The organism is Pseudomonas sp. LBUM1656 (assembly GCF_059716065.1).
Map to the genome: position 1 here is coordinate 4,112,245 of NZ_CP166800.1, position 20,703 is coordinate 4,132,947.

Annotated in this window: 17 protein-coding genes; 6 read left to right on the forward strand and 11 right to left on the reverse strand. The window is 59.1% G+C overall.

What is annotated here, in order from left to right:
• Positions 1–8: 8 nt before the first annotated feature.
• Positions 9–1,334, reverse strand: coding sequence for an MFS transporter (locus ACA072_RS18620; protein ID WP_497619714.1), 1,326 nt, complete (start codon positions 1,332–1,334; stop codon positions 9–11).
• A 268-nt stretch (positions 1,335–1,602) separates the two neighbouring features.
• Between ACA072_RS18620 and ACA072_RS18625 the strand changes: the two genes are divergently transcribed.
• Positions 1,603–2,475, forward strand: a complete 873-nt coding sequence (locus ACA072_RS18625) for a LysR family transcriptional regulator (protein WP_497619715.1) — start codon at positions 1,603–1,605, stop codon at positions 2,473–2,475.
• A 118-nt stretch (positions 2,476–2,593) separates the two neighbouring features.
• On the opposite strand, the gene ACA072_RS18630 is transcribed toward ACA072_RS18625, so the two are convergent.
• A complete protein-coding gene (locus tag ACA072_RS18630; protein ID WP_497619716.1) occupies positions 2,594–3,457 on the reverse strand; it encodes a LysR substrate-binding domain-containing protein in 864 nt (287 codons plus the stop codon).
• Positions 3,458–3,572: 115 nt separating this feature from the next.
• Here ACA072_RS18630 and ACA072_RS18635 point away from each other — a divergent pair, with 115 nt between their 5' ends.
• The 3 genes from ACA072_RS18635 (at position 3,573) to ACA072_RS18645 (ending at position 6,440) form a co-directional block, all read left to right on the forward strand.
• On the forward strand, positions 3,573–4,682 hold the full coding sequence (locus tag ACA072_RS18635) for a 2-aminoethylphosphonate--pyruvate transaminase (protein WP_497619717.1): 1,110 nt from the start codon (positions 3,573–3,575) through the stop codon (positions 4,680–4,682).
• Between the two features lie 193 nt (positions 4,683–4,875).
• The gene (phnX, locus tag ACA072_RS18640) at positions 4,876–5,703 is read left to right on the forward strand and encodes a phosphonoacetaldehyde hydrolase (protein WP_497619718.1); all 828 of its coding nucleotides are present in this window, start codon (positions 4,876–4,878) and stop codon (positions 5,701–5,703) included.
• 188 nt (positions 5,704–5,891) lie between these two features.
• Positions 5,892–6,440 (forward strand): cytochrome b, encoded by a 549-nt coding sequence (locus ACA072_RS18645; protein WP_497619720.1) that lies wholly within the window; start codon positions 5,892–5,894, stop codon positions 6,438–6,440.
• 157 nt (positions 6,441–6,597) lie between these two features.
• Here the strand turns inward: ACA072_RS18645 and ACA072_RS18650 are convergent, their stop codons facing one another.
• Both ACA072_RS18650 and ACA072_RS18655 read right to left on the reverse strand, forming a co-directional pair.
• Positions 6,598–7,512, reverse strand: a complete 915-nt coding sequence (locus tag ACA072_RS18650; RefSeq protein ID WP_497619722.1) for a 1-aminocyclopropane-1-carboxylate deaminase/D-cysteine desulfhydrase — start codon at positions 7,510–7,512, stop codon at positions 6,598–6,600.
• Positions 7,513–7,696: 184 nt separating this feature from the next.
• Positions 7,697–9,736: an oxidoreductase gene (locus ACA072_RS18655; protein ID WP_497619724.1), complete on the reverse strand. Its 2,040-nt coding sequence runs from the start codon at positions 9,734–9,736 to the stop codon at positions 7,697–7,699.
• Positions 9,737–9,945: 209 nt separating this feature from the next.
• On the opposite strand from ACA072_RS18655, the gene ACA072_RS18660 reads away from it, so the two are divergent.
• Positions 9,946–11,076, forward strand: a complete 1,131-nt coding sequence (locus tag ACA072_RS18660; RefSeq protein WP_497619726.1) for a carbon-nitrogen hydrolase family protein — start codon at positions 9,946–9,948, stop codon at positions 11,074–11,076.
• A 3-nt stretch (positions 11,077–11,079) separates the two neighbouring features.
• A complete protein-coding gene (locus ACA072_RS18665; protein ID WP_497619728.1) occupies positions 11,080–12,120 on the forward strand; it encodes an AraC family transcriptional regulator in 1,041 nt (346 codons plus the stop codon).
• A 3-nt stretch (positions 12,121–12,123) separates the two neighbouring features.
• Here ACA072_RS18665 and ACA072_RS18670 read toward each other — a convergent pair whose 3' ends face one another.
• The 7 genes from ACA072_RS18670 to clpP form a co-directional block, all read right to left on the reverse strand.
• On the reverse strand, positions 12,124–12,306 hold the full coding sequence (locus ACA072_RS18670) for a hypothetical protein (protein WP_497619730.1): 183 nt from the start codon (positions 12,304–12,306) through the stop codon (positions 12,124–12,126).
• A gap of 161 nt (positions 12,307–12,467) precedes the next feature.
• Positions 12,468–13,301 (reverse strand): DUF2242 domain-containing protein, encoded by an 834-nt coding sequence (locus ACA072_RS18675; RefSeq protein ID WP_497619732.1) that lies wholly within the window; start codon positions 13,299–13,301, stop codon positions 12,468–12,470.
• A 236-nt stretch (positions 13,302–13,537) separates the two neighbouring features.
• Positions 13,538–15,409: a SurA N-terminal domain-containing protein gene (locus tag ACA072_RS18680; protein ID WP_497619734.1), complete on the reverse strand. Its 1,872-nt coding sequence runs from the start codon at positions 15,407–15,409 to the stop codon at positions 13,538–13,540.
• Between the two features lie 233 nt (positions 15,410–15,642).
• Positions 15,643–15,915 (reverse strand): HU family DNA-binding protein, encoded by a 273-nt coding sequence (locus ACA072_RS18685; RefSeq protein WP_002552737.1) that lies wholly within the window; start codon positions 15,913–15,915, stop codon positions 15,643–15,645.
• 147 nt (positions 15,916–16,062) lie between these two features.
• Entirely contained in the window at positions 16,063–18,459 is a 2,397-nt protein-coding gene (gene lon / locus ACA072_RS18690) for an endopeptidase La (RefSeq protein ID WP_007946894.1), read from the reverse strand.
• Positions 18,460–18,621: 162 nt separating this feature from the next.
• Positions 18,622–19,905, reverse strand: a complete 1,284-nt coding sequence (clpX, locus tag ACA072_RS18695; RefSeq protein ID WP_007946893.1) for an ATP-dependent Clp protease ATP-binding subunit ClpX — start codon at positions 19,903–19,905, stop codon at positions 18,622–18,624.
• A 112-nt stretch (positions 19,906–20,017) separates the two neighbouring features.
• Positions 20,018–20,653 (reverse strand): ATP-dependent Clp endopeptidase proteolytic subunit ClpP, encoded by a 636-nt coding sequence (gene clpP / locus ACA072_RS18700; RefSeq protein WP_095167796.1) that lies wholly within the window; start codon positions 20,651–20,653, stop codon positions 20,018–20,020.
• Positions 20,654–20,703: the final 50 nt, after the last annotated feature.

The following is a 20,703-nucleotide window of genomic DNA, read 5'->3' on the forward strand; positions in this document are numbered from 1 at the left end:
GTTACTCCTCAGGTACGCAGGGGTTTTACGGTCATTGCCTGGTTAGGCACGAAAGCGCTTTTGATCAGCAGGCCAGCCGGACGGCTGTTCCAGTGGGGGATCAGCACCAGGGCGGAGAACAAGGCGCAGCCGGCGAAGACGATGAACACAGTGACCGAGTCGAAGTAGCCCGGCAGCAAGCCGCCGAGAATCGCCCCGACCGAACCGCAACCGTTGACGAACCCGGCGGCCGTGGCGCCCGCTTTGGCGGTGCCGAAATCAATCGCTGCCGCACCGCTGATCATCGAATCCGGTCCGTACAGGGTCAGGCCCATGACGAACAGCAGCGCCACCACCAACAACACGCTGCCGGTGTGCAGGGCACCCATGAACAACGCCAGGGAAACGGTCAGTACCAACAGACTGATCACGCAGGCAGGCATGCGTCGGGCGCCGAACAGTTTGTCCGAGGCCAGGCCGAGCAGGATCGGCCCCAGCAACCCGGCAAGCTCGAACGCCGTGGGAATGATCGCCGCGCCGACCTTGCCCACCGAGGGCATTTGCTCGAAGACGATCACCGGCCCCCAGAGCAGAATCGCGTAGCGCGCCGGTTTCAACAGAAAGTACGCCAGGCCCAGGACCAGCACGGTGCGGTTGCGCAGGATTTCCCTTAACGGTTCCAGCATGCTGATCTTGCTTTGCGCTTCAGCCTCTTGCGCCGTCAGTTGCGGCTCCGGCTCCACCGCCGGCAAACCAACGTCTTCGGGTGTGTTGCGCTGAAAAATAAAAAACAGCACGGCGACCAGCCCAACCACCGCCGCACTGGAAAAGAACGCCGCATGCCAGGTGCCGACCAGCGTATACGCCCACCAGCCAGCAAACGGCGAAGCCACCAATCCACCAAAGGCGTAGCAGGAACTCCACAACCCCAGCACCCGCCCGCGCTGTTCGGCGGGAAAGAAACTGCCGAGGTTCTTGCACAGCCCGGACCAGCCGGTGGACTGGGCAAACCCTTGAATCAGCATGCAGGTGGCGAAGATTGGCAACGTCGCGAAACTGCCCATCACCACGGCAGCCGCTGCTGAAATCAACAACCCGCCAAAAACCACGACCCTTGGGCCGAAGCGGTCGGCCAGAATGCCCCAGGTGAATTGCCCGATGGCGTAGGCGGTCAGGTAAATGGCATCGAGGTTGGCCATGGCCATTTTGTCGAGCATGAAGGTGGGGTCTTCGGCGATCCCCAGTTTGGCCACGGAAAAGGCTTTGCGGGTGAAATAGAAAGCGGCGTAGGCGAGCCAGGTGATCGCGAAGATCTGCACGCGCCAGCGCTTGATGGTGCCGATGGAGTTGTTCATTGTGGTTCTGACCTCAGGGTGTGAGTGTGCCGGCAGAAATTGAGAAATAACGCCTGTTTTTTTATTGTTGAGCACTTCGATACCGCGGCTTCCCTTTGGCGATATCGGTCAGATGAGGCCTGCCACTGCACGCACAGGCTCATGGCCGCCGACGCTGTTCGACTGACCAGTCACCGGGGCTGAGGTCGATAAAAACAATTACTGATTAATAAGTGAAATCGATTTATCGTATTTCCAATATAAGCTCAGCTTGTTACTGGAGGTTTCGATGTCGGTTTCCCACGCCCAGCTCAAAGCCTTCCACGCCGTGGCCGTCCACGGAAGCTTTACCAAAGCCGCCGAGCGGCTTTTTCTCACGCAACCGGCGATTTCCGACCAGGTGCGCAAACTCGAAGAGCGCTTCGGTGTGTTGCTGTTCCACCGTAATAAACGCTCGGTGCGCCTGACGGATCTGGGTGATCGGCTGTTGAGCATTACCCAGCGGCTGTTCGTCATCGAGGCCGAGGCTCAGGAGCTTTTGCACGATTCCAGGGCGTTGCAGACCGGCACCCTGATCCTCGCAGTGGATGCGCCGGTGCATGTGCTGCCGCAGATTGCGCGCTTCTGTGAGCGCTACCCCGGCATCAGCGTGAAAATCGAAACCGGCAATACCGACGAATCGCTGTTTCGCCTGTTCAACTATCAGGCCGACCTGGCGTTGTTGGGCCGGGAGGTGAGTGACGAGCGACTGATCTCGCTGCCGCTGCGCAATGACCCGATGGTGGCCTTCGTTTCTCGCAGTCATCCGTGGGCAGATCGCGAATCGATTTGCCTGGCGGATTTGCACGACACACCGTTGGTGCTGCGGGAAATCGGTTCGGTGACGCGTCAGACACTGGAAGAGGAAATGGCCCGGGCCGGCTTTTCCATCCGCCCGGCGATTCAGGTTGAAGGTCGGGAAGCGGCGCGTGAGGCAGTGGTCGTGGGGATCGGCGTGGGTGTGGTGTCCGCCGCCGAGTTTGGCGCGGATTCCCGGGTGTGTGCGTTGCCGATTACCGATTGCACACGGCGTCTGACGGAGACGCTGGTGTGCTTGCGCGAGCAGAGTTCGCGGCGGGTGGTGGCGACGTTCCTCGACATGGTTCGCGAGAGCCTTGCTTAGGCAGGTCCGGCCTCATCGCGAGCAGGCTCGCTCCCACAGGTTTTGCGTCGTACATAAGATCTGTTGCCAACATACATCCCTGTGGGAGTGAGCCTGCTCGCGATGCAGACGCCTCGGTTTATCGGGTAGGCGCCAACTCGAAAAACGCCCGAATCAAACGCAAATCCCGCCGCCGTTCCATGCACCCGATCATGTGTTGATTGATCAATCCATCGCCTAGAATCGGCACCGCCACCACCCGCGGGTCATGACTGACCTCCACCGACGACACCACCCCAACACCCAACTCCGCCGCCACGGCCTCGGTCACCGCCTCGCGACTGTCCAGCTCCAGCAACACCCTCGGGTTGACCGATGCCGCCGCGCAAGCTTCATCGAATGTCCGTCGGGTAATCGAACTTGGCTCGCGCAACACCATGATCACCTGATCCAGCTCCTTGAGCTTCACGCCCTTGGACGCCATGGCCCAAGGATGACTTTCAGGCACCAACGCGCAAATCCGTGATTCGCTCAACGCTTGCAGGTGCAGGCCTTTGCGCGGCTCGACTTCAGTCAGCACCGCCACGTCGGCATGTTCGGACAACAACGCCGCCAGCGTTTCCTGAGCATTGCCCAAGCGCAAATTCACGGTGATCCCCGGATATCGCGCCCGCAAACTGGCCAGCATCGGCATCACCATATGCGGCCCGTCCGCCGCTACTTCGAGACGCCCGGTCAGCAATTGTCGATTCGCTTCCAGCAGCACCTGCGCTTCCTCGGCCAGACCGAACATCGCCCGGGTGATCGCCGCCAGTTTGGTACCCTCCTCCGTCAGCTCCACTCGTCGCGCAGTGCGGCGCAGCAAGGTGATCTGGTAATGCTCCTCCAGGGCCTTGATGTGCCCGGTGACCGCCGGTTGGCTGATGAATAGCCGCTCGGCAGCGCGGGTGAAGCTGCCTTCGCGGGCCACGGCATCAAAGGCTCGAAGCTGGAACAGATTCATGGATAACTCTCACTGATGGCTGGCATAACAACAAACAATTTGATTGATAGCACCCGAAATTGCAATTTATGTCCCGTAGCTTCATCCCACACAGAGCTTTTGCGAGGACACAAGAATGAGCACCGCCGAGCCAATCCTGCTCACCCCCGGCCCACTGACCACATCGGCGCGCACCCGTCAGGCGATGATGGTCGACTGGGGTTCATGGGATGACCGCTTCAATCAACTGACCGCCAGCCTGTGCGAGCAATTGCTGGCGATTATCAACGGCGGCGACAGCCACCACTGCGTGCCCCTGCAAGGCAGCGGCACCTTCGCCGTCGAGGCAGCAATCGGCACCCTGGTGCCCCGCGACGGCAAAGTGCTGGTGCTGATCAACGGCGCGTACGGCAAACGCCTGGCGAAGATCTGTGAAGTGCTCGGCCGTCCGTTCAGCACCTTCGAAACCGCCGAAGACGAACCGACGACCGCCGCCGACGTCGAGCGTCTGCTGCGCGCCGACGCCAGCATCACCCACGTCGCGCTGATTCACTGCGAAACCAGCACCGGCATCCTCAACCCGCTGCCGGAAATCGCCCACGTCATCGCGCAACACGGCAAACGCCTGATCATCGATGCCATGAGCTCCTTCGGCGCCTTGCCGATCGACGCACAACAGGTGCCCTTCGACGCGCTGATCGCCGCCTCGGGCAAATGCCTGGAAGGCGTACCGGGCATGGGTTTTGTCTTCGCTCGCAAAGACGCGCTGGCCAACGCGGCCGGCCACTCTCATTCCCTGGCGATGGATTTGTACGACCAGCACACCTACATGGCCAAGACCGGCCAATGGCGCTTCACCCCGCCGACCCACGTGGTCGCGGCGCTGCACGAAGCCCTGCTGCAATACAACGAAGAAGGCGGTTTGCCGGCACGGCATCAGCGCTACGCCAACAACTGCCAGGTGCTGCTCGATGACATGGCCAAACTCGGTTTGCGCAGTTTCCTGCCTGCCGCGATCCAGGCGCCGATCATCGTCACTTTCCACGCGCCGAAAGACCCGCGCTACCAGTTCAAGGAATTCTACGAACGCGTCAAGGCCAAGGGTTTCATCCTCTACCCCGGCAAATTGACCCAGGTCGACACCTTCCGCGTCGGCTGCATCGGACACGTCGACCAGGCCGAGATGCACGCGGCCGTGGCGGCGGTGGCCGAAGTGCTGCGTGAGATGGAAGTCTTAGAAATTTAATTCACGACGATTTGTAGCAGCTGTCGAGCCCCAGCGAGGCTGCGTTCGGCTGCGCAGCAGTCGTAAACCATCCACATCGGTGTTTCAGGTGAACCGCGTCGACAAGATTTACGACTGCTGCGCAGCCGAACGCAGCCTCGCAGGCTCGACAGCTGCTACAGGGCTCTTCATTCCCCCATACAGGATTTGAGACATGAATTACGCAAACCCAACCAAACTCCAGGCCGCCATCCTCGACTGGGCCGGCACCGTGGTCGACTTCGGCTCTTTCGCGCCAACGCAGATTTTTGTCGAAGCCTTCGCCGAGTTCGACGTCCAGGTCTCCATCGAGGAAGCCCGCGGGCCGATGGGCATGGGCAAGTGGGACCACATCCGCACCCTGTGCGATCAGCCGGAAGTCGCCGAGCGCTATCGCAAGGTGTTTGGCCGCACGCCAACCGACGACGACGTGACCGCCATCTACCAGCGATTCATGCCGCTGCAGATCGAGAAAATCGCCGAGCACTCGGCGCTGATTCCGGGCGCACTCGATACCATCGCCACCCTGCGTCAGCAAGGGATCAAGATCGGCTCCTGCTCGGGCTACCCGAAACAGGTCATGGACAAGGTGGTCGAACTGGCCGCCACCAACGGTTACATCGCGGACCACGTGGTCGCCACCGACGAAGTGCCGAACGGCCGCCCATGGCCGGCTCAGGCGCTGGCCAACGTGATTGCGCTGGGCATCGACGACGTTGCGGCTTGCGTGAAGATCGATGACACCGTGCCGGGCATTCTCGAAGGTCGTCGTGCCGGTATGTGGACGGTTGCGCTGATCTGTTCCGGTAACGCGCTGGGTCTGGATTACGAAGGTTTCCGCGCCCTTGGCAGTGACCAACTCGACAGTGAACGCAAACGCATCCACGCCATGTTCGAAGGCTCGCGCCCGCACTACATGATCGACACCATCACCGATTTGCCGGAAGTGATCGCCGACATCAACAAGCGTCTGGCCAAGGGTGAGATGCCGCAAAGCAGCTGATCACGTTTCTTGCTCCATAAAAAAGCGCGAGCTCCGTTACGGAACTGGCGCTTTTTTTTAGCGATCACTTGAGCCAGAGCATTGAACACCCCAATTGCCACAGGCAAATCCATCAAAGCGGATTACAGTTAGAGAACACCGTCGAACAAGAACGGTGGGCTCTAGACCAGACCTGTGAGGAACACCGTATGCCCTGGAAGAATTCCGACTCACGCTATAGCACCGTGTCGATCACGCTGCATTGGTTGATGCTGGTTTTACTGGCGCTGGTTTACGCCTGCATCGAATTTCGTGGGATCTTTCCCAAAGGCAGCGGTGGCCGGACGCTGATCGTTGAATCGCACTTCATGCTCGGCTTGACGGTGTTCGTATTGGTTTGGCTGCGGCTGTTCGCTCGCAGCCTGGGCCCGGCACCACAGATCTTCCCGGCCTCGCCTCACTGGCAGACCGTGCTGGCCAGACTGATGCACTGGGCACTGTACATTTTCATGATTGCGATGCCGATTCTCGGCTGGCTGGTGACCAGCGCCAAGGGGCATCAGGTGATGTTTTACGGCTTTGACCTGCCATTGCTGGTCTCGGAGGACAAGGTGCTGGCCAAGCAAATCGAGGGCTGGCATGTGCTGGGCGGCACCATCGGTTATTGGCTGATTGGCTTGCATGCGGTGGCGGGGATTTATCACCACTATGTCGTGGGCGATAACACGCTGCTGCGGATGATGCCCAAGCGCGGTTGAACACACACCCTTGTAGCAGCTGGCGAAGCCTGCGTTCGGCTGCGCAGCAGTCGTAAAATCAGTCAACGCGGTGGATCAGTTGAACCGAGGCGGCTGGATTTACGACTGCTTCGCAGCCGAACGCAGGCTTCGGCAGCTGCTACATGGGATAGCGTACTTATCGAAACCCCCGGCGGCCCTGCAAGCCACCGGTGTGGATGAAGATCAGGCGCGTCCCCTTTTCAAATTTTCCCGCCTCGACGTGCTGCTTGAGCATCAGCAACGCCTTGCCGGTGTACAGCGGTTCGAGGGGAATCCCCGTGGCCTGCTCGGTCTGGTCGATGAAGTCGAGTAACAGCGGATCGACTTTGGCAAAGCCGCCACGGCTGGCGTCGAACAGCTCATAAGCCGTTTCCTGCACACCCGCCTCTCGTACAATCGATCCGACCTGCTGCGCCACACCATGATCGTCGGGCACCGCCAGCGCGCCATATACCGGATGTTCCCCCGCCTCGGCCAGCACCAGACCGGCCAAGGTCGTGCCCGTTCCGCAGGCCAGCCACCAACCGTGGTAATCGCTCCAGCCCAGGTTGCCCAGTTGATCGAGCATTGCCTTCAATTGCAAACAGCCACGCGCGCCCAGCAGACCACCGCCACCTTCGGGCACCGGGTGCAGGTCGGGATACTGCGCCTGCCACGGCTGCCAGAAACCCGGCTCGTGTCGCGCGCGATACCCGCCATAACCCAACCAGTGCAGCTGCATGCCGAACGCTTGCAAGTCCTTCACCGTCGGCGTTTCTTGCGGATGACCGCGCAGCAGGCCAACCGTTTTGAAACCGAAGCGTTTGCCGGCGGCGGCCAGTGCGTGCAGGTGATTGGAATGCGCACCGCCGAGGCTGATGATGCCCTGAGCACCGCTCTGGTCGGCGGCTTGGAGGTGTTCGATGAGCTTGAACCACTTGTTGCCGCTGATCAGTGGGTCGATTTGGTCGAGGCGCAGGATGGCGACTTCAATGTTGGCTGAGGTGAGCCAGTCGAGGTGAAGGGGTTCGAGTGGGGCTTGGGGTAGCCAATCGGTTGGAGGGGAAAGCATGGGCGTCTGATTGTGCTCGGAAAGAGCCAGCATTCTAGTCGCTCATAGGCAGCCATCGCGAGCAAGCTCGCTCCCACAGGGTTTTGTATCGGTCACAAAATTTGTGAACAACACAGAACCTGTGGGAGCGGGCTTGCTCCCGGCGGCGTTCCGACGATGGCCATTGGCAGATTTGGCCTGCTGATTACAACTCGGCAGCCAACCGCGAACCCTGGTTGATCGCGCGTTTGGCATCCAGCTCTGCTGCCACGTCCGCGCCACCGATCAAATGCACGTTCTGCCCCGCGGCGACCAAACCCTCCTGCAATTCACGCAGCGGATCCTGCCCGGCGCAGATCACGATGTTGTCCACCGGCAGCACCTGCGGCTCACCGGTTTCACCGATGCGAATGTGCAGGCCTTCGTCGTCGATCTTCAGGTACTCGACGCTGTTGAGCATCTGCACCTGCTTGTTCTTCAGACCGGTGCGATGAATCCAGCCGGTGGTCTTGCCCAGGCCGTCACCGACCTTGGATTTCTTGCGTTGCAGCAGGAACACTTCACGCGCCGGTGCATGCGGTTCAGCCTTGATACCGGCGACACCGCCGCGCGCTTCCAGATGCGTATCAATGCCCCATTCCTTCCAGAACGCTTCGCGGTCCAGACTGGTGGCCACGCCTTGATGAACAAGGAATTCCGACACGTCGAAACCGATACCGCCCGCGCCAATCACCGCGACGCGCTTGCCCACCGGTTTACGCTCCAGGATCACGTCCAGGTAGCTCAACACCTTGGCGTTTTCAACGCCGGGAATCGCCGGGGTTCTTGGGGCGATGCCGGTGGCCAGGATGATTTCGTCGTAACCGCCCTCGACCAGTTTTGCCACGTCGACACGGGTGTTCAGGCACACCTCGACGTTGGTGGTCTGCAACTTGCGGTTGAAATAGCGCAGGGTTTCGAAGAACTCTTCCTTACCCGGGACGCGCTTGGCAATGTTGAACTGACCGCCAATTTCGCTGGCCGAATCAAACAGCGTCACCGAGTGCCCACGCTCGGCTGCCACCGTAGCAGCGGACAGGCCCGCAGGACCGGCACCGACCACGGCGATTTTCTTGATCTGCTGCACCGGCAGGTAGTTGAGTTCGGTTTCATGGCACGCGCGCGGGTTCACCAGGCAGCTGGTCAACTTGCCGCCGAAGGTGTGATCCAGGCACGCCTGGTTGCAACCGATGCAGGTGTTGATTTCATCACCACGTCCGGCGGCTGCCTTGTTGACGAAGTCCGGGTCGGCGAGGAACGGCCGCGCCATGGACACCATGTCGGCATCGCCTTCGGCCAGAATCTGCTCGGCCACTTCCGGGGTATTGATACGGTTGGTGGTGATCAGCGGAATGCTCACCGAACCGCGCAGCTTGGCCGTGACCTTGCTGAACGCCGCACGCGGGACCTTGGTGGCGATGGTCGGAATCCGCGCTTCGTGCCAGCCGATGCCGGTGTTGATGATGGTCGCGCCCGCTTGCTCGATGGCTTTCGCAAGGGTCACGATTTCTTCCCAGGTGCTGCCGCCTTCTACCAGGTCGAGCATCGACAGGCGGAAGATGATGATGAAGTTCGGGCCTGTGGCTTCGCGTACACGGCGGACGATTTCCACCGGCAGGCGCATACGGTTTTCGTAGCTGCCGCCCCAGCGGTCGGTGCGGTGGTTGGTGTGGGCGGCGAGGAACTGGTTAATGAAATAACCTTCCGAGCCCATGATCTCGACGCCGTCGTACTCGGCTTTTTGCGCCAGGGTCGAACACGTTACGAAATCGCTGATCTGCTTCTCGATGCCTTCCTCGTCCAGCTCTTTCGGCTTGAACGGGTTGATCGGTGCCTGAATGGCGCTCGGTGCGACCTGTTTCGGGCTGTAGGCATAACGACCGGCGTGGAGGATCTGCATGCAGATCTTGCCGCCCGCCTCGTGCACCGCACGGGTCACGATCTGGTGCTTGAGCGCTTCTTCCTCGGTGGTCAGTTTGGCCGCGCCGGAATACACCCCGCCCTCATCGTTCGGGCCAATGCCGCCGGTGACCATCAGACCAACACCGCCGCGGGCACGCTCGGCGAAGTACGCCGCCATGCGTTCGAAACCGCCGGGTTTCTCCTCCAGACCGGTGTGCATCGACCCCATCAGGGTGCGGTTGCGCAGCGTGGTAAAACCCAGGTCCAGCGGGGCCAACAGGTGCGGGTAATGAGCGGCGGCCATTTGTAACTCCACATCGAGTGATCACGGAAAATATGCAGGAGCTCTTCGGCCCCCGTCAGTCATGTTGAACAGACTAAGAGTCGCGCCCTTGTCACTCAATGACCGAAACTGACAACTTATTGATCCAAATGTGCAGCGCCCCTTGGCAAGCGCCGGCATGCGCCCTACCCTAGTCGCGAACCCTGCACACGGCTGTCGACTGTTTCCCCATGCGCAAACTTCTGTACCTGACTTTCTCCATGGCATTGATTGCCGCCCTGACGACCTACGCCATGTGGGCCGCGGACCGTCCGGTGGGTCATTACCTGTCGGACCTGCGCATCCACCTCGCGGTCGATCAAGGCACACCTGCCGATCGCGGCAATCTGCTGGGCATCCAGCCCGAGCTGTTCCCCACCGACTATCAAAGCCCCGAACGCCTGCACCGCAAGCTCGCTGCCTATTTGCAGCAGGCTCAGGACCAGGGCCTGCTCAATGAAAAGACCATCGTCGTGCTGCCCGAACACATCGGCACCTGGCTGATGGTCAGCGGCGAGAAAGATGAGCTGTATCAGGCGACCACCCTCAAGGAAGCGATGAACTGGCTGGCGGTGAGCAATCCCGTGCAGTTCGTTCGCGCGTTGATCAGCGCCAAGGGCGAAAGCCGTCTCGACGACGCTCACTTGCGGATGAAGGCCAAAGGCATGGCCAAGGACTATCAGGCTCTGTTCGGCGGGCTGGCGAAGGCGTTCAACGTAACGCTGGTGGCCGGCACGATTGTGTTGCCAGAGCCGAGCATCATCGACGGCACGCTGAAAGTCGGCCGCGGTGCGTTGTACAACAGCAGCGTAGTGTTCGGTCGCGACGGGCTGCCGGTGGGCCAGCCGCAACGCCAGATGCATCCGGTGTTTGCTGAAAAAGACGTTATCGAAGCCAATGGCGAGCATACGCTCAACGTCGTCGACACGCCGGCCGGCCGCCTGGGCGTATTGATCGGCAGCGACAGCTGGTACCCGGACAACTACCGCAAACTCGACGCACAGGGCGCCCATCTAGTGGCTGTCCCCGCCTATGTCGTCGGCCGCGACACCTGGGACAAACCGTGGCGGGGTTACAAGGGGCTGTCGACGCCCGGCTCCGTCAGCCTCAAGGCCGGTGAGCTCAGCGAAGGCCAGGCCTGGCATCGTCTGACACTGGTCGGCCAACCGCCCAGCAGCCAGGCGATTGCCGGCATGAGCGTATTCTTGCGCGGTCAATTCTGGGACAAGGGCAGCGCGGGGCAAAGTTTCCTCAGCAACAACGGGCAACAGTTCGCCGACGGCAATGCCCGTGGCGCGCGCTTGCTGAACCTCTGGTTGTAACCCATGAAACCGCTGCCGATGCGCCTTGGGGATCTGTCGGTGGGCTTTGTTCACAGCCTGGCTGACGCCGTGCGCAGCCAGGGTGTGGACCCGCAACCGTTGCTGGAGCAATACGGTCTTGATGCGGCGCGTTTGGCCGAGGCAGGCGCCCGGCTGTCGATCCCGCGCTACATGCGCCTGGGCCACGGTGCCATTCAACTGACCAACGACCCGGCGCTGGGTTTGCGTATGGGCCAGCTCAGTCGCCTGAGTCAGGCCGGTCTGGCGGGGGTCACCGCCGCCCAGGCGCCGACGGTTCGGGAAGCGGCGCGCTGCCTGATCCGCTTTGAAGCGTTGTATGGCTCCAACTATCGCGGCCAGTCGAGCTTTCATGAAGACGCTCAGGGCGCATGGCTGCGGTTCTATTCCATCAGCCCTTACAACGCCTACAACCGCTTTGTGGTGGATTCGATCATCGCCGGCTGGCTGCACCAATTGTCTAGCGTGAGTACTGCCCCGCTACGCGCCGAACGGATCGAGATCGAATTCGCCGAACCGGATTATCGTGAAGCGTATGCCGCGTTGGGCGATTGCCCCATTCAGTTCGGCGCCGAACAGAATCAACTGCGCCTGAGTCTGGCCAGCCTCGCCCTGCGCAACCCGGAGCACTGCCCGAGTACCTGGCGACACTTGCTGCAACTCTGTGAACGGGAACTGGAGCAACTGACACGCACCCGCAGCCTGCGTGAACGCATCACTCAGTTGCTGGGGCCGTTACTCAATGGTGGCCGGGAACCCGACCTGGAAGAAGTGGCGTCACGCCTGAAGCTGCCGACCTGGACCTTGCGTCGCAAACTCGCCGAGGAAGGCACGCAATTTCGCGCGATTCTCAACGACACGCGCCGCGACCTGGCCATGACCTACATTCGCGACACTGAACTGGCGTTCGGGGAAATCGCCTACTTGCTGGGTTTCGCGTCAGCCGAAGCTTTCCAGCGAGCCTTCAAACGCTGGAACGGCCAGACACCCGGCGAGTTTCGCCGCAGTCATCGCCAATCCGCGTGATGCTTACAGCTCTGTAGCGTCTTCTGCTGGTTCCAACGGGTCCAGTTCAAACGCCTGATACTCGAGCAGCTCTTCTTGATAATCGTCCATTGTGAAATCCCCCTTCCGCTCGTTTAAAAATGCCTGAATAAATGACCAACGCCCCGAGCATAAAGTGCCCGCATGAAAGAAAAATGACGCAGGCATACCGCTCAGCGGCTACTTATAAAACGTAGCAGGCAGTCAGGAATTTATCACAGGATTTTTTCGATAGAGGCTGTAGGACTACAGCCCGGGTTGACGCGGATCAATCCAAAAAGCCATTTCGGGAACGATGTCATCTGACACGATCCCGAAATGTATAGCGATTACTGGTTCGCAGGCATGGCCGAAATAGGCTCGCTCGGTGGCGGCAGGCTGGATTGCGGCGGTGGTGTAACGGTTTCCGGGGATGGAGCCGGTTGCGGGTTTTCAACCGGGGTGATCGGCGCTGTTTCAGGCGGCGGTGCTACGGGCTCCGAGGCCGCAGGGGCTGGAGCAGGTTCAGCCGCTGGCGCTGGCGCGGGTTGCGCAGCCGGTGCCGGCGTTGGGGCCAAAGGCGCCGGAGCAGCCTTGGCCTCAGGCATGCCCAGGTCGGTCTTGGGTTTCTCGGGGATGTGCGCAGCCTTCTTCGCTTCCGCTGGCAGGAACAACTCCACCAGCGCAAAGAAACGCTCATAGAACTTGGCCGACGAAACGGTTTCGCTGGCGACCTTGACCATCGAATCGTCGGACGAGCCGATTGGCATCGATACCGAACCCAGCACGCCCACACCCACACTGGCGGAGTTGTTGGTCTTCTTCAGCGCATAGCGGTCCTGCAGGGCGTTGGCGAACATGGTCGCATGGTGCCCTTCGCTGCCGTCATCGGCACAGACCACACTGAAGCTGATCTCCATGTGGGTCTCGCCGGTCTGCTGGAAGCTTTTGTGCCCGCTGACCAGTTTCGGGTCGGCGCTGGTGATGATATAGCCCTGGCTGAGCAACGCCCGGCGGGCAGCTTCGCAGGTCTGTGCATCCGTCACCGGGTAATTGCGCGAAAACGTCCCGGAGTCATCGAAGTTCTCATGCTCATAGATGGGGGCTTTCTTCGACGAGCAGCCGGCAGCAGTGGCCAGCATCAGCGCCAGCCCGGCAACACGCATGGGAATTGATTTAAACATTGAACATCCTGAGGAAAACGATCCGGGGCGTATTGTGCAACAGATCGATGCTTAGCGGAGCATCGATTAGTGTCTTAAAACGTTTACAAGTCTACTGACTGTCAGTTACGGGAAAAAGTCCCGTCGGGGGCTACAACAAACTATCCCTTGTGGGAGCATTCCATCCCGAAATCGCACGCATAAAAAACCCCGGCCTTTCGGCCGGGGTCTTTGCGTAGCGGCAACTCAGTCAAGCATCAGAAGCGCTTGATCTCGGCTTCGCTTTCCAGCTGTTTGCGGTAAGCCGCAAAGTCCTGCTGGCCAATGCGCGAGGCGAGGAAGCGACGGTACTGAGCCTTCTCTTCTTCGGTCGGCGCGGCGGCTTCGTTCACGCCGTTCAGGCGCACGATCACCAGGCTACCATCGGCCAGGGTCACGCTGTTGAAGGTCGGCTTTTTCTTGGCGACAGGTTTTGGCATGCGGAAAAGCGCTTGCAGCACGGTGGGGTCAATCCCTTCCTGAGCGCGAGTCGCTGCTGCGGTGACTTTCCAGCTCTGGCCGTCAATTGCCTTGTCCAGTGGCGTCTTGCCGTCGCGCAGGCTGGCGATCAGCTCATCAGCCTTGGTCTTGGCAGCAGCACTGGCGTGCTCCTTGGCCAATTGCGCACGAATGCTGGCATTCACGCTTTCCAGCGGCAGTTGCGCCGGCTTCAGGTGTTCCTTGGCCCGCAGCACGATCACGGTTTCCGGATCCAGCTCGATGGCGGTGCTGTTGGCACCTTCATCCAGCACTTCAGGACTGAATGCGGCGGTGACCACGGCACGGTTGGCCGAAACACCTTCGCCACCTTCGCGGCCGAACGGCTTGGAGGTGTGAACGGTCAGCTTCAGGTCCTGCGCCGGCTGGGCCAGATCAGACGATTCGAACGAAGAGTCTTCCAGTTGCTTGGTCGCCTCGACGAAGCGTTGCTCGACCTGCTGGGTTTTCAGCTCACGGGTCAGCTTGTCTTTCAGGCTGGCCAGCGTCGGTACTTCCGGTGCTTCAACACCCAACAGTTTGATCAAGTGGAAGCCGAAGTCAGTGCGAACCGGCGCCGACACCTGATCCTTGGCCAACGCATACAGCGCGGTTTCGAACGCTGGATCGTAGACGCCCGGGCCTGCGTAGCCCAAGTCACCGCCGTTGTTCGCCGAACCTGGATCCTGGGAGAACTCCTTGGCCAGCGCCTCGAATTTCTCGCCTTTGGCCAGACGCGCCTGAACTTCTTCGATCTTGGCCTTGGCTTGCGCCTCGGTCATCTTGTCGTTCACTTCGATCAGAATGTGCGCAGCCCGGCGTTGCTCGGACAGGTTCGCGATTTCTTTCTGATACGCCGCTTGCAGGTCTTCGTCCTTGACGGCGACCTGGTCAAAGAAGGACGACTTCTTCAATTCCAGGTAATCGATGACGACTTGATCCGGCGTCATGAATTCCTTGGCGTGTTCGTCGTAGTAAGCCTTGACCTCATCGTCGGTCAGCTTCACCGCTGCCGGGTCAACCTTGACGTTCAGGGAGGCGAAGTCGCGGGTCTGTTTTTCCAGACGGGCGAAAGCCAGAACCTGTGCGTCGGTAACGAAACCGCTACCCGCCAAACCAGCACGCAGCTGACCGATCAGCATTTCCTGAGCCAGCATCTGGCGGAATTGCATGCGGCTGTAGCCGAGTTGACGAATCACCTGGTCGAAACGATCAGGACTGAACTTGCCATCGACCTGGAATTCAGGCGTTTGCAGGATCACTTGGTCCAAAGCCGCTTCGGAGAAAGCGAATTTCGATTTTTCTGCGCCTTGCAGCAGCAGCTTGCGGTCGATCAAGCCTTTGAGGGCCGATTCGCGCAGCATTTTCTCGTCGAGCAAGGAAGCGTCGAAATCCTTGCCCAGCTGTTGCATGAGCTGACGGCGTTGCATATCGACCGCCTGGCTCAGCTCGTTCTGGCTGATTTCTTCGCCGTTGACCTTGGCCGCATCGTTACGGCTGGTAGTGGCCTGAAAAATGGCGTCGAAACCGGTCAAAGCCATCAGTGCAACGATGACCCCGATAATGGTCTTGGCAATCCAGCCTTGTGAATTGTCCCTGATATTCTGCAGCATGCGTCCCCCAGAAACGGTTGAACTTCAAAATTAGGCAACCGTGGAGCGTGGGTAGAATCCGGATAGAAGAAAGGCGCATCCGAGGATGCGCCTTCTCGTAACTGGCGGAGCGGACCAAGGGTTCGAACTTGCGACCCTCGGTGTCTCGGACCGGCAAATTGCCGACTGGACTACCGCTCCGCTGCCAGGTCAGGCATGACCCCGACCCGGATAGGCAAAAACCTGAAGCGAACTTAGTTGACAGCTTCTTTCAGTGCTTTGCCGGCTTTGAAACCTGGTTTTTTGGCTGCAGCGATTTCCAGCGTCTTACCGGTCTGTGGGTTACGACCAATGCGAGCTGGACGATCGGTAACGGAGAAGGTACCGAAACCAACCAGAACAACAGAGTCGCCAGCCTTGAGAGCGCCAGTGACGGATTCGATTACAGCGTCCAGCGCACGGCCAGCAGCAGCTTTCGGGATATCAGCGGATGCAGCGATAGCATCAATCAGTTCCGACTTGTTCACTCTAAGTCCCCTTATATCTATTTGAGTATGATTCTAAGTTTTTTGGTGAAAGCAAAAACGTGTGCTGAATGGCCTACAGACACTTAAGAGCCGCTTTATAACAAGGGCTCTAAAAAGCTGTCAACAAGCCACTCAGGCAAATGCGTACTAATGCGTGCTAATTCTTTCCTTAGAGTCAGACTCGCGTTTTTCATCCTTCGCAACTATCTCTGGAACCACATCAGGCAGCGGCTCCGGCGCGTATTGCAGCGCAATTTGCAGGACCTCGTCAATCCATTTAACCGGTTTAATCTGCAGATCTTGCTTGATATTGTCAGGAATTTCCTTCAGATCGCGTACGTTCTCCTCAGGAATGATCACGGTCTTGATCCCGCCTCGGTGAGCTGCCAGCAGTTTTTCCTTCAGACCGCCGATCGCCAACACCTGACCACGCAGGGTGATTTCACCTGTCATGGCGACGTCCGCACGCACCGGGATCCCGGTCAATGCCGACACCAGGGCCGTGCACATGCCTACACCGGCGCTAGGGCCGTCCTTCGGGGTCGCCCCTTCCGGCATGTGGATGTGCGTGTCGCGCTTCTCGTGGAAGTCCAGGGGGATCCCCAGGCTCTTCGCGCGGCTGCGGACAACGGTCAGTGCGGCGGTGATCGACTCGACCATCACATCACCCAACGAACCGGTCTTGATCAACTGGCCTTTACCCGGCACGACAGCGGCTTCGATGGTCAGCAATTCACCCCCCACCTGAGTCCATGCCAGCCCGGTCACCTGACCGATCTGATCCTGCGATTCGGCCAGACCGTAGCGGAATTTGCGCACGCCCAGGAAGTGTTCGAGCATCTCGGCAGTGACCTTCACCGAGAAGCGTTTTTCCATTGCATGCTCTTTGACTGCCTTGCGGCAAACCTTGGCAATCTGGCGCTCCAATCCACGCACGCCAGCTTCGCGGGTGTAGTAGCGGATGATGTCGCGGATCGCTTCAGCGTCGAATTCAAGCTCGCCTTTCTTCAAGCCGTTGGCCGTAATCTGCTTTGGCGAAAGGTATTTGACGGCGATGTTGATCTTCTCGTCTTCGGTGTAGCCCGGCAGACGAATCACTTCCATCCGGTCCAGCAGCGCCGGCGGAATATTCATGGAGTTCGAGGTGCACAGGAACATCACATCAGACAGGTCGTAGTCGACTTCCAGATAGTGATCGTTGAAGTTGTGGTTCTGCTCAGGATCGAGCACTTCCAGCAACGCCGACGCCGGATCGCCACGCATGTCACTGCCCATTTTGTCGATTTCATCGAGCAGGAACAGCGGGTTGCGAACGCCCACTTTCGTCATCTTTTGAATCAATCTTCCTGGCATCGAACCGATGTACGTCCGGCGATGACCACGAATTTCCGCTTCGTCACGCACGCCACCAAGGGCCATACGGACGAATTTGCGGTTGGTGGCGTGAGCGATCGACTCCGCCAGAGAGGTTTTACCCACCCCTGGAGGACCGACCAGGCACAACACCGGCCCGCGAATTTTCTTCACGCGCTTTTGCACGGCGAGGTATTCGAGGATCCGCTCTTTGACTTCTTCCAGACCATAGTGATCTGCATCGAGAATGTCTTCTGCGCGCGCAAGATCCAGACGCACTTTGCTCTGAGCCTTCCACGGCACTTGAACCAGCCAGTCGATGTACGAACGCACCACGGTCGCTTCCGCGGACATTGGCGACATTTGTTTCAGCTTGTTCAGTTCGCCTTGGGCTTTGGCCAAGGCATCTTTCGGCAGGCCGGCAGCATCGATGCGCTTTTTCAGCTCTTCGATTTCGTTGTGGCCTTCGTCGCTGTCGCCGAGCTCTTTCTGAATGGCCTTCATCTGCTCATTCAGGTAGTACTCGCGCTGGCTGCGCTCCATTTGTTTCTTGACGCGACCGCGAATGCGTTTTTCGACTTGCAGCAGATCGATCTCGGCATCCAGCAACGCCAGAACGTGCTCGACCCGGGCCGACAAATCGATGATTTCGAGGATTTCCTGCTTCTGCTCGATCTTCAGGGCCATGTGCGCGGCCATGGTGTCGACCAGGCGACCCGGCTCATCGATGCTGTTGAGCGACGAGAGGACTTCAGCCGGGACTTTCTTGCCCAACTGCACATATTGTTCGAACTGAGCCAGCAGGCTGCGGACAAACACTTCCGACTCGCGCTCTGGCGCGTCGACTTCGTCGATCAGCGAGACTTCGGCACGGCAGTGGCCGTCCACTTCGCTGAAGCGCTCGACGGCGCCCCGCTGCTCACCTTCGACCAAAACCTTGACCGTGCCGTCAGGCAGCTTGAGCAGCTGCAGAACGGTCGCAATGGTACCTACGCGATAAAGTGCATCTTCACCGGGATCGTCGTCAGCAGGGTTTCTCTGAGCCAGCAGAAGGATCTGCTTGTCGCCCGTCATCGCAGCCTCGAGGGCTTCGATGGATTTCTCGCGCCCCACGAACAGCGGGATAACCATGTGCGGATAAACCACAACATCACGCAATGGCAGGAGAGGCAATTCGATGGTTGTCTTCATGATTTCGCCTCTACGGCGGCCATATGGCCGTAAACAGATGGAAGTAAGCTTGAAACCAAGATGGGGGCTGCTTTGAAAAAAAACAAGCGCAAAGAGGGTGTTAAAAACGCTTTAAAAGAAAAGGGGCCCGAAGGCCCCTTCTTTATTTCAGCTGCCTGACGCTTAAGCGTCTGGCGCAGCCTTGGCAGCCGGCTCACTGTTTTCGTAGATATACAGTGGCTTGGACTTGCCTTCTATAACACTTTCGTCGATCACTACTTTACTCACCTCGGACTGCGAGGGGATTTCATACATAGTGTCGAGCAATACGCCTTCGAGAATCGAACGCAGTCCACGGGCACCGGTCTTGCGTTCCAGGGCACGTTTGGCGACCGATTTCAGCGCGTCGGCCCGGAATTCCAGGTCCACACCTTCCATCTCGAACAGCTTGGCATACTGCTTGGTCAGCGCATTTTTCGGCTCGGTGAGAATCTGCATCAATGCAGCCTCATCCAGCTCGTCCAGCGTGGCAAGGACCGGCAGACGACCGACGAATTCCGGGATCAGACCGAACTTGACCAGATCGTCAGGCTCGACTTCACGCAGGGACTCACCGACTTTCTTGCCTTCTTCCTTGCTGCGCACTTCTGCGTTGAAACCGATGCCGCCCTTGGTGGAACGGTTTTGAATAACCTTTTCCAGACCGGAGAACGCACCACCGCAGATGAACAGGATGTTACGGGTGTCGACCTGAAGGAATTCCTGCTGCGGATGCTTGCGACCACCTTGTGGTGGAACAGAAGCGACCGTGCCTTCGATCAACTTGAGCAGGGCCTGCTGCACGCCTTCACCGGAAACGTCCCGGGTGATCGACGGGTTGTCAGACTTGCGCGAGATCTTGTCGATCTCATCGATGTAGACAATGCCCATCTGGGCTTTTTCTACGTCGTAATCGCACTTCTGCAGCAGCTTCTGAATGATGTTCTCGACATCTTCACCCACGTAACCCGCCTCGGTGAGGGTGGTTGCGTCGGCGATGGTGAACGGAACGTTCAGCAAGCGGGCCAGTGTTTCGGCAAGCAGGGTTTTACCCGAGCCTGTCGGGCCGATCAGCAAGATGTTGCTCTTGCCGAGTTCGACGTCGTCATTCTTTTTGTCGCGCTGGTTCAGACGCTTGTAGTGGTTGTACACCGCTACGGCCAGAACCTTTTTCGCACGCTCCTGACCAATCACGTACTGATCAAGGATGCCGCTGATTTCTTTAGGCGAAGGCAATTTATGCGCGCTGCTTTCGGCCTGGGCTTCCTGCACCTCCTCTCGGATGATGTCATTGCACAGGTCGACGCACTCGTCGCAGATAAAGACCGAGGGGCCGGCAATCAATTTGCGCACTTCATGCTGGCTTTTGCCACAGAAGGAGCAATAGAGCAGCTTGCCGTTGTCCTCGCCGTTGCGGGTGTCAGTCATTCGTTCGATCCAAATCCGATAGGCTTGCAACACAAGATGAAGGCTATTGCGGGCTTTTTCAAGCCCGCTAGTGATCAGACCCGCCGACCAAGCCTATTTTGAGCCGCTTATTTTAAGCTGGGCGTTGGGCGATCACTTCGTCGATCAACCCGTATTCACGCGCGGCTTCTGCACTCATGAAGTTATCGCGGTTGGTATCACGCTCGATCTCTTCAAGCGTGTGCCCGCTGTGCTTGGCCATCAGCGTGTTGAGCCGCTCACGAATGAAGAGAATTTCCTTGGCATGGATTTCGATATCCGATGCCTGCCCCTGGAAACCGCCCAGCGGCTGGTGAATCATCACGCGCGAATTCGGCAGGCAATAACGCTTGCCGGCGGCACCGGCCGTCAGAAGAAAGGCGCCCATGCTGCACGCCTGACCGATACAGGTGGTCGATACGTTGGGTTTGATGAACTGCATGGTGTCGTAGATCGACATGCCTGCTGTCACCGAACCGCCCGGGGAGTTGATATAGAGATGGATGTCCTTGTCCGGGTTTTCCGCTTCAAGGAACAGCAGTTGCGCACAGATCAGGTTGGCCATGTAGTCCTCTACCGGGCCAACCAGAAAGATTACTCGCTCCTTGAGAAGGCGCGAGTAGATGTCATAGGCGCGCTCGCCACGAGCAGACTGCTCGACAACCATCGGGACCAGGCCGCCTGCGGCCTGGATATCAGAGTTCTGCTGAATATACGAATTACGGAACATGCTCTGCAGTCACTCCCAAATAGTTATGTCTTGAATACGCATAAGCCAGC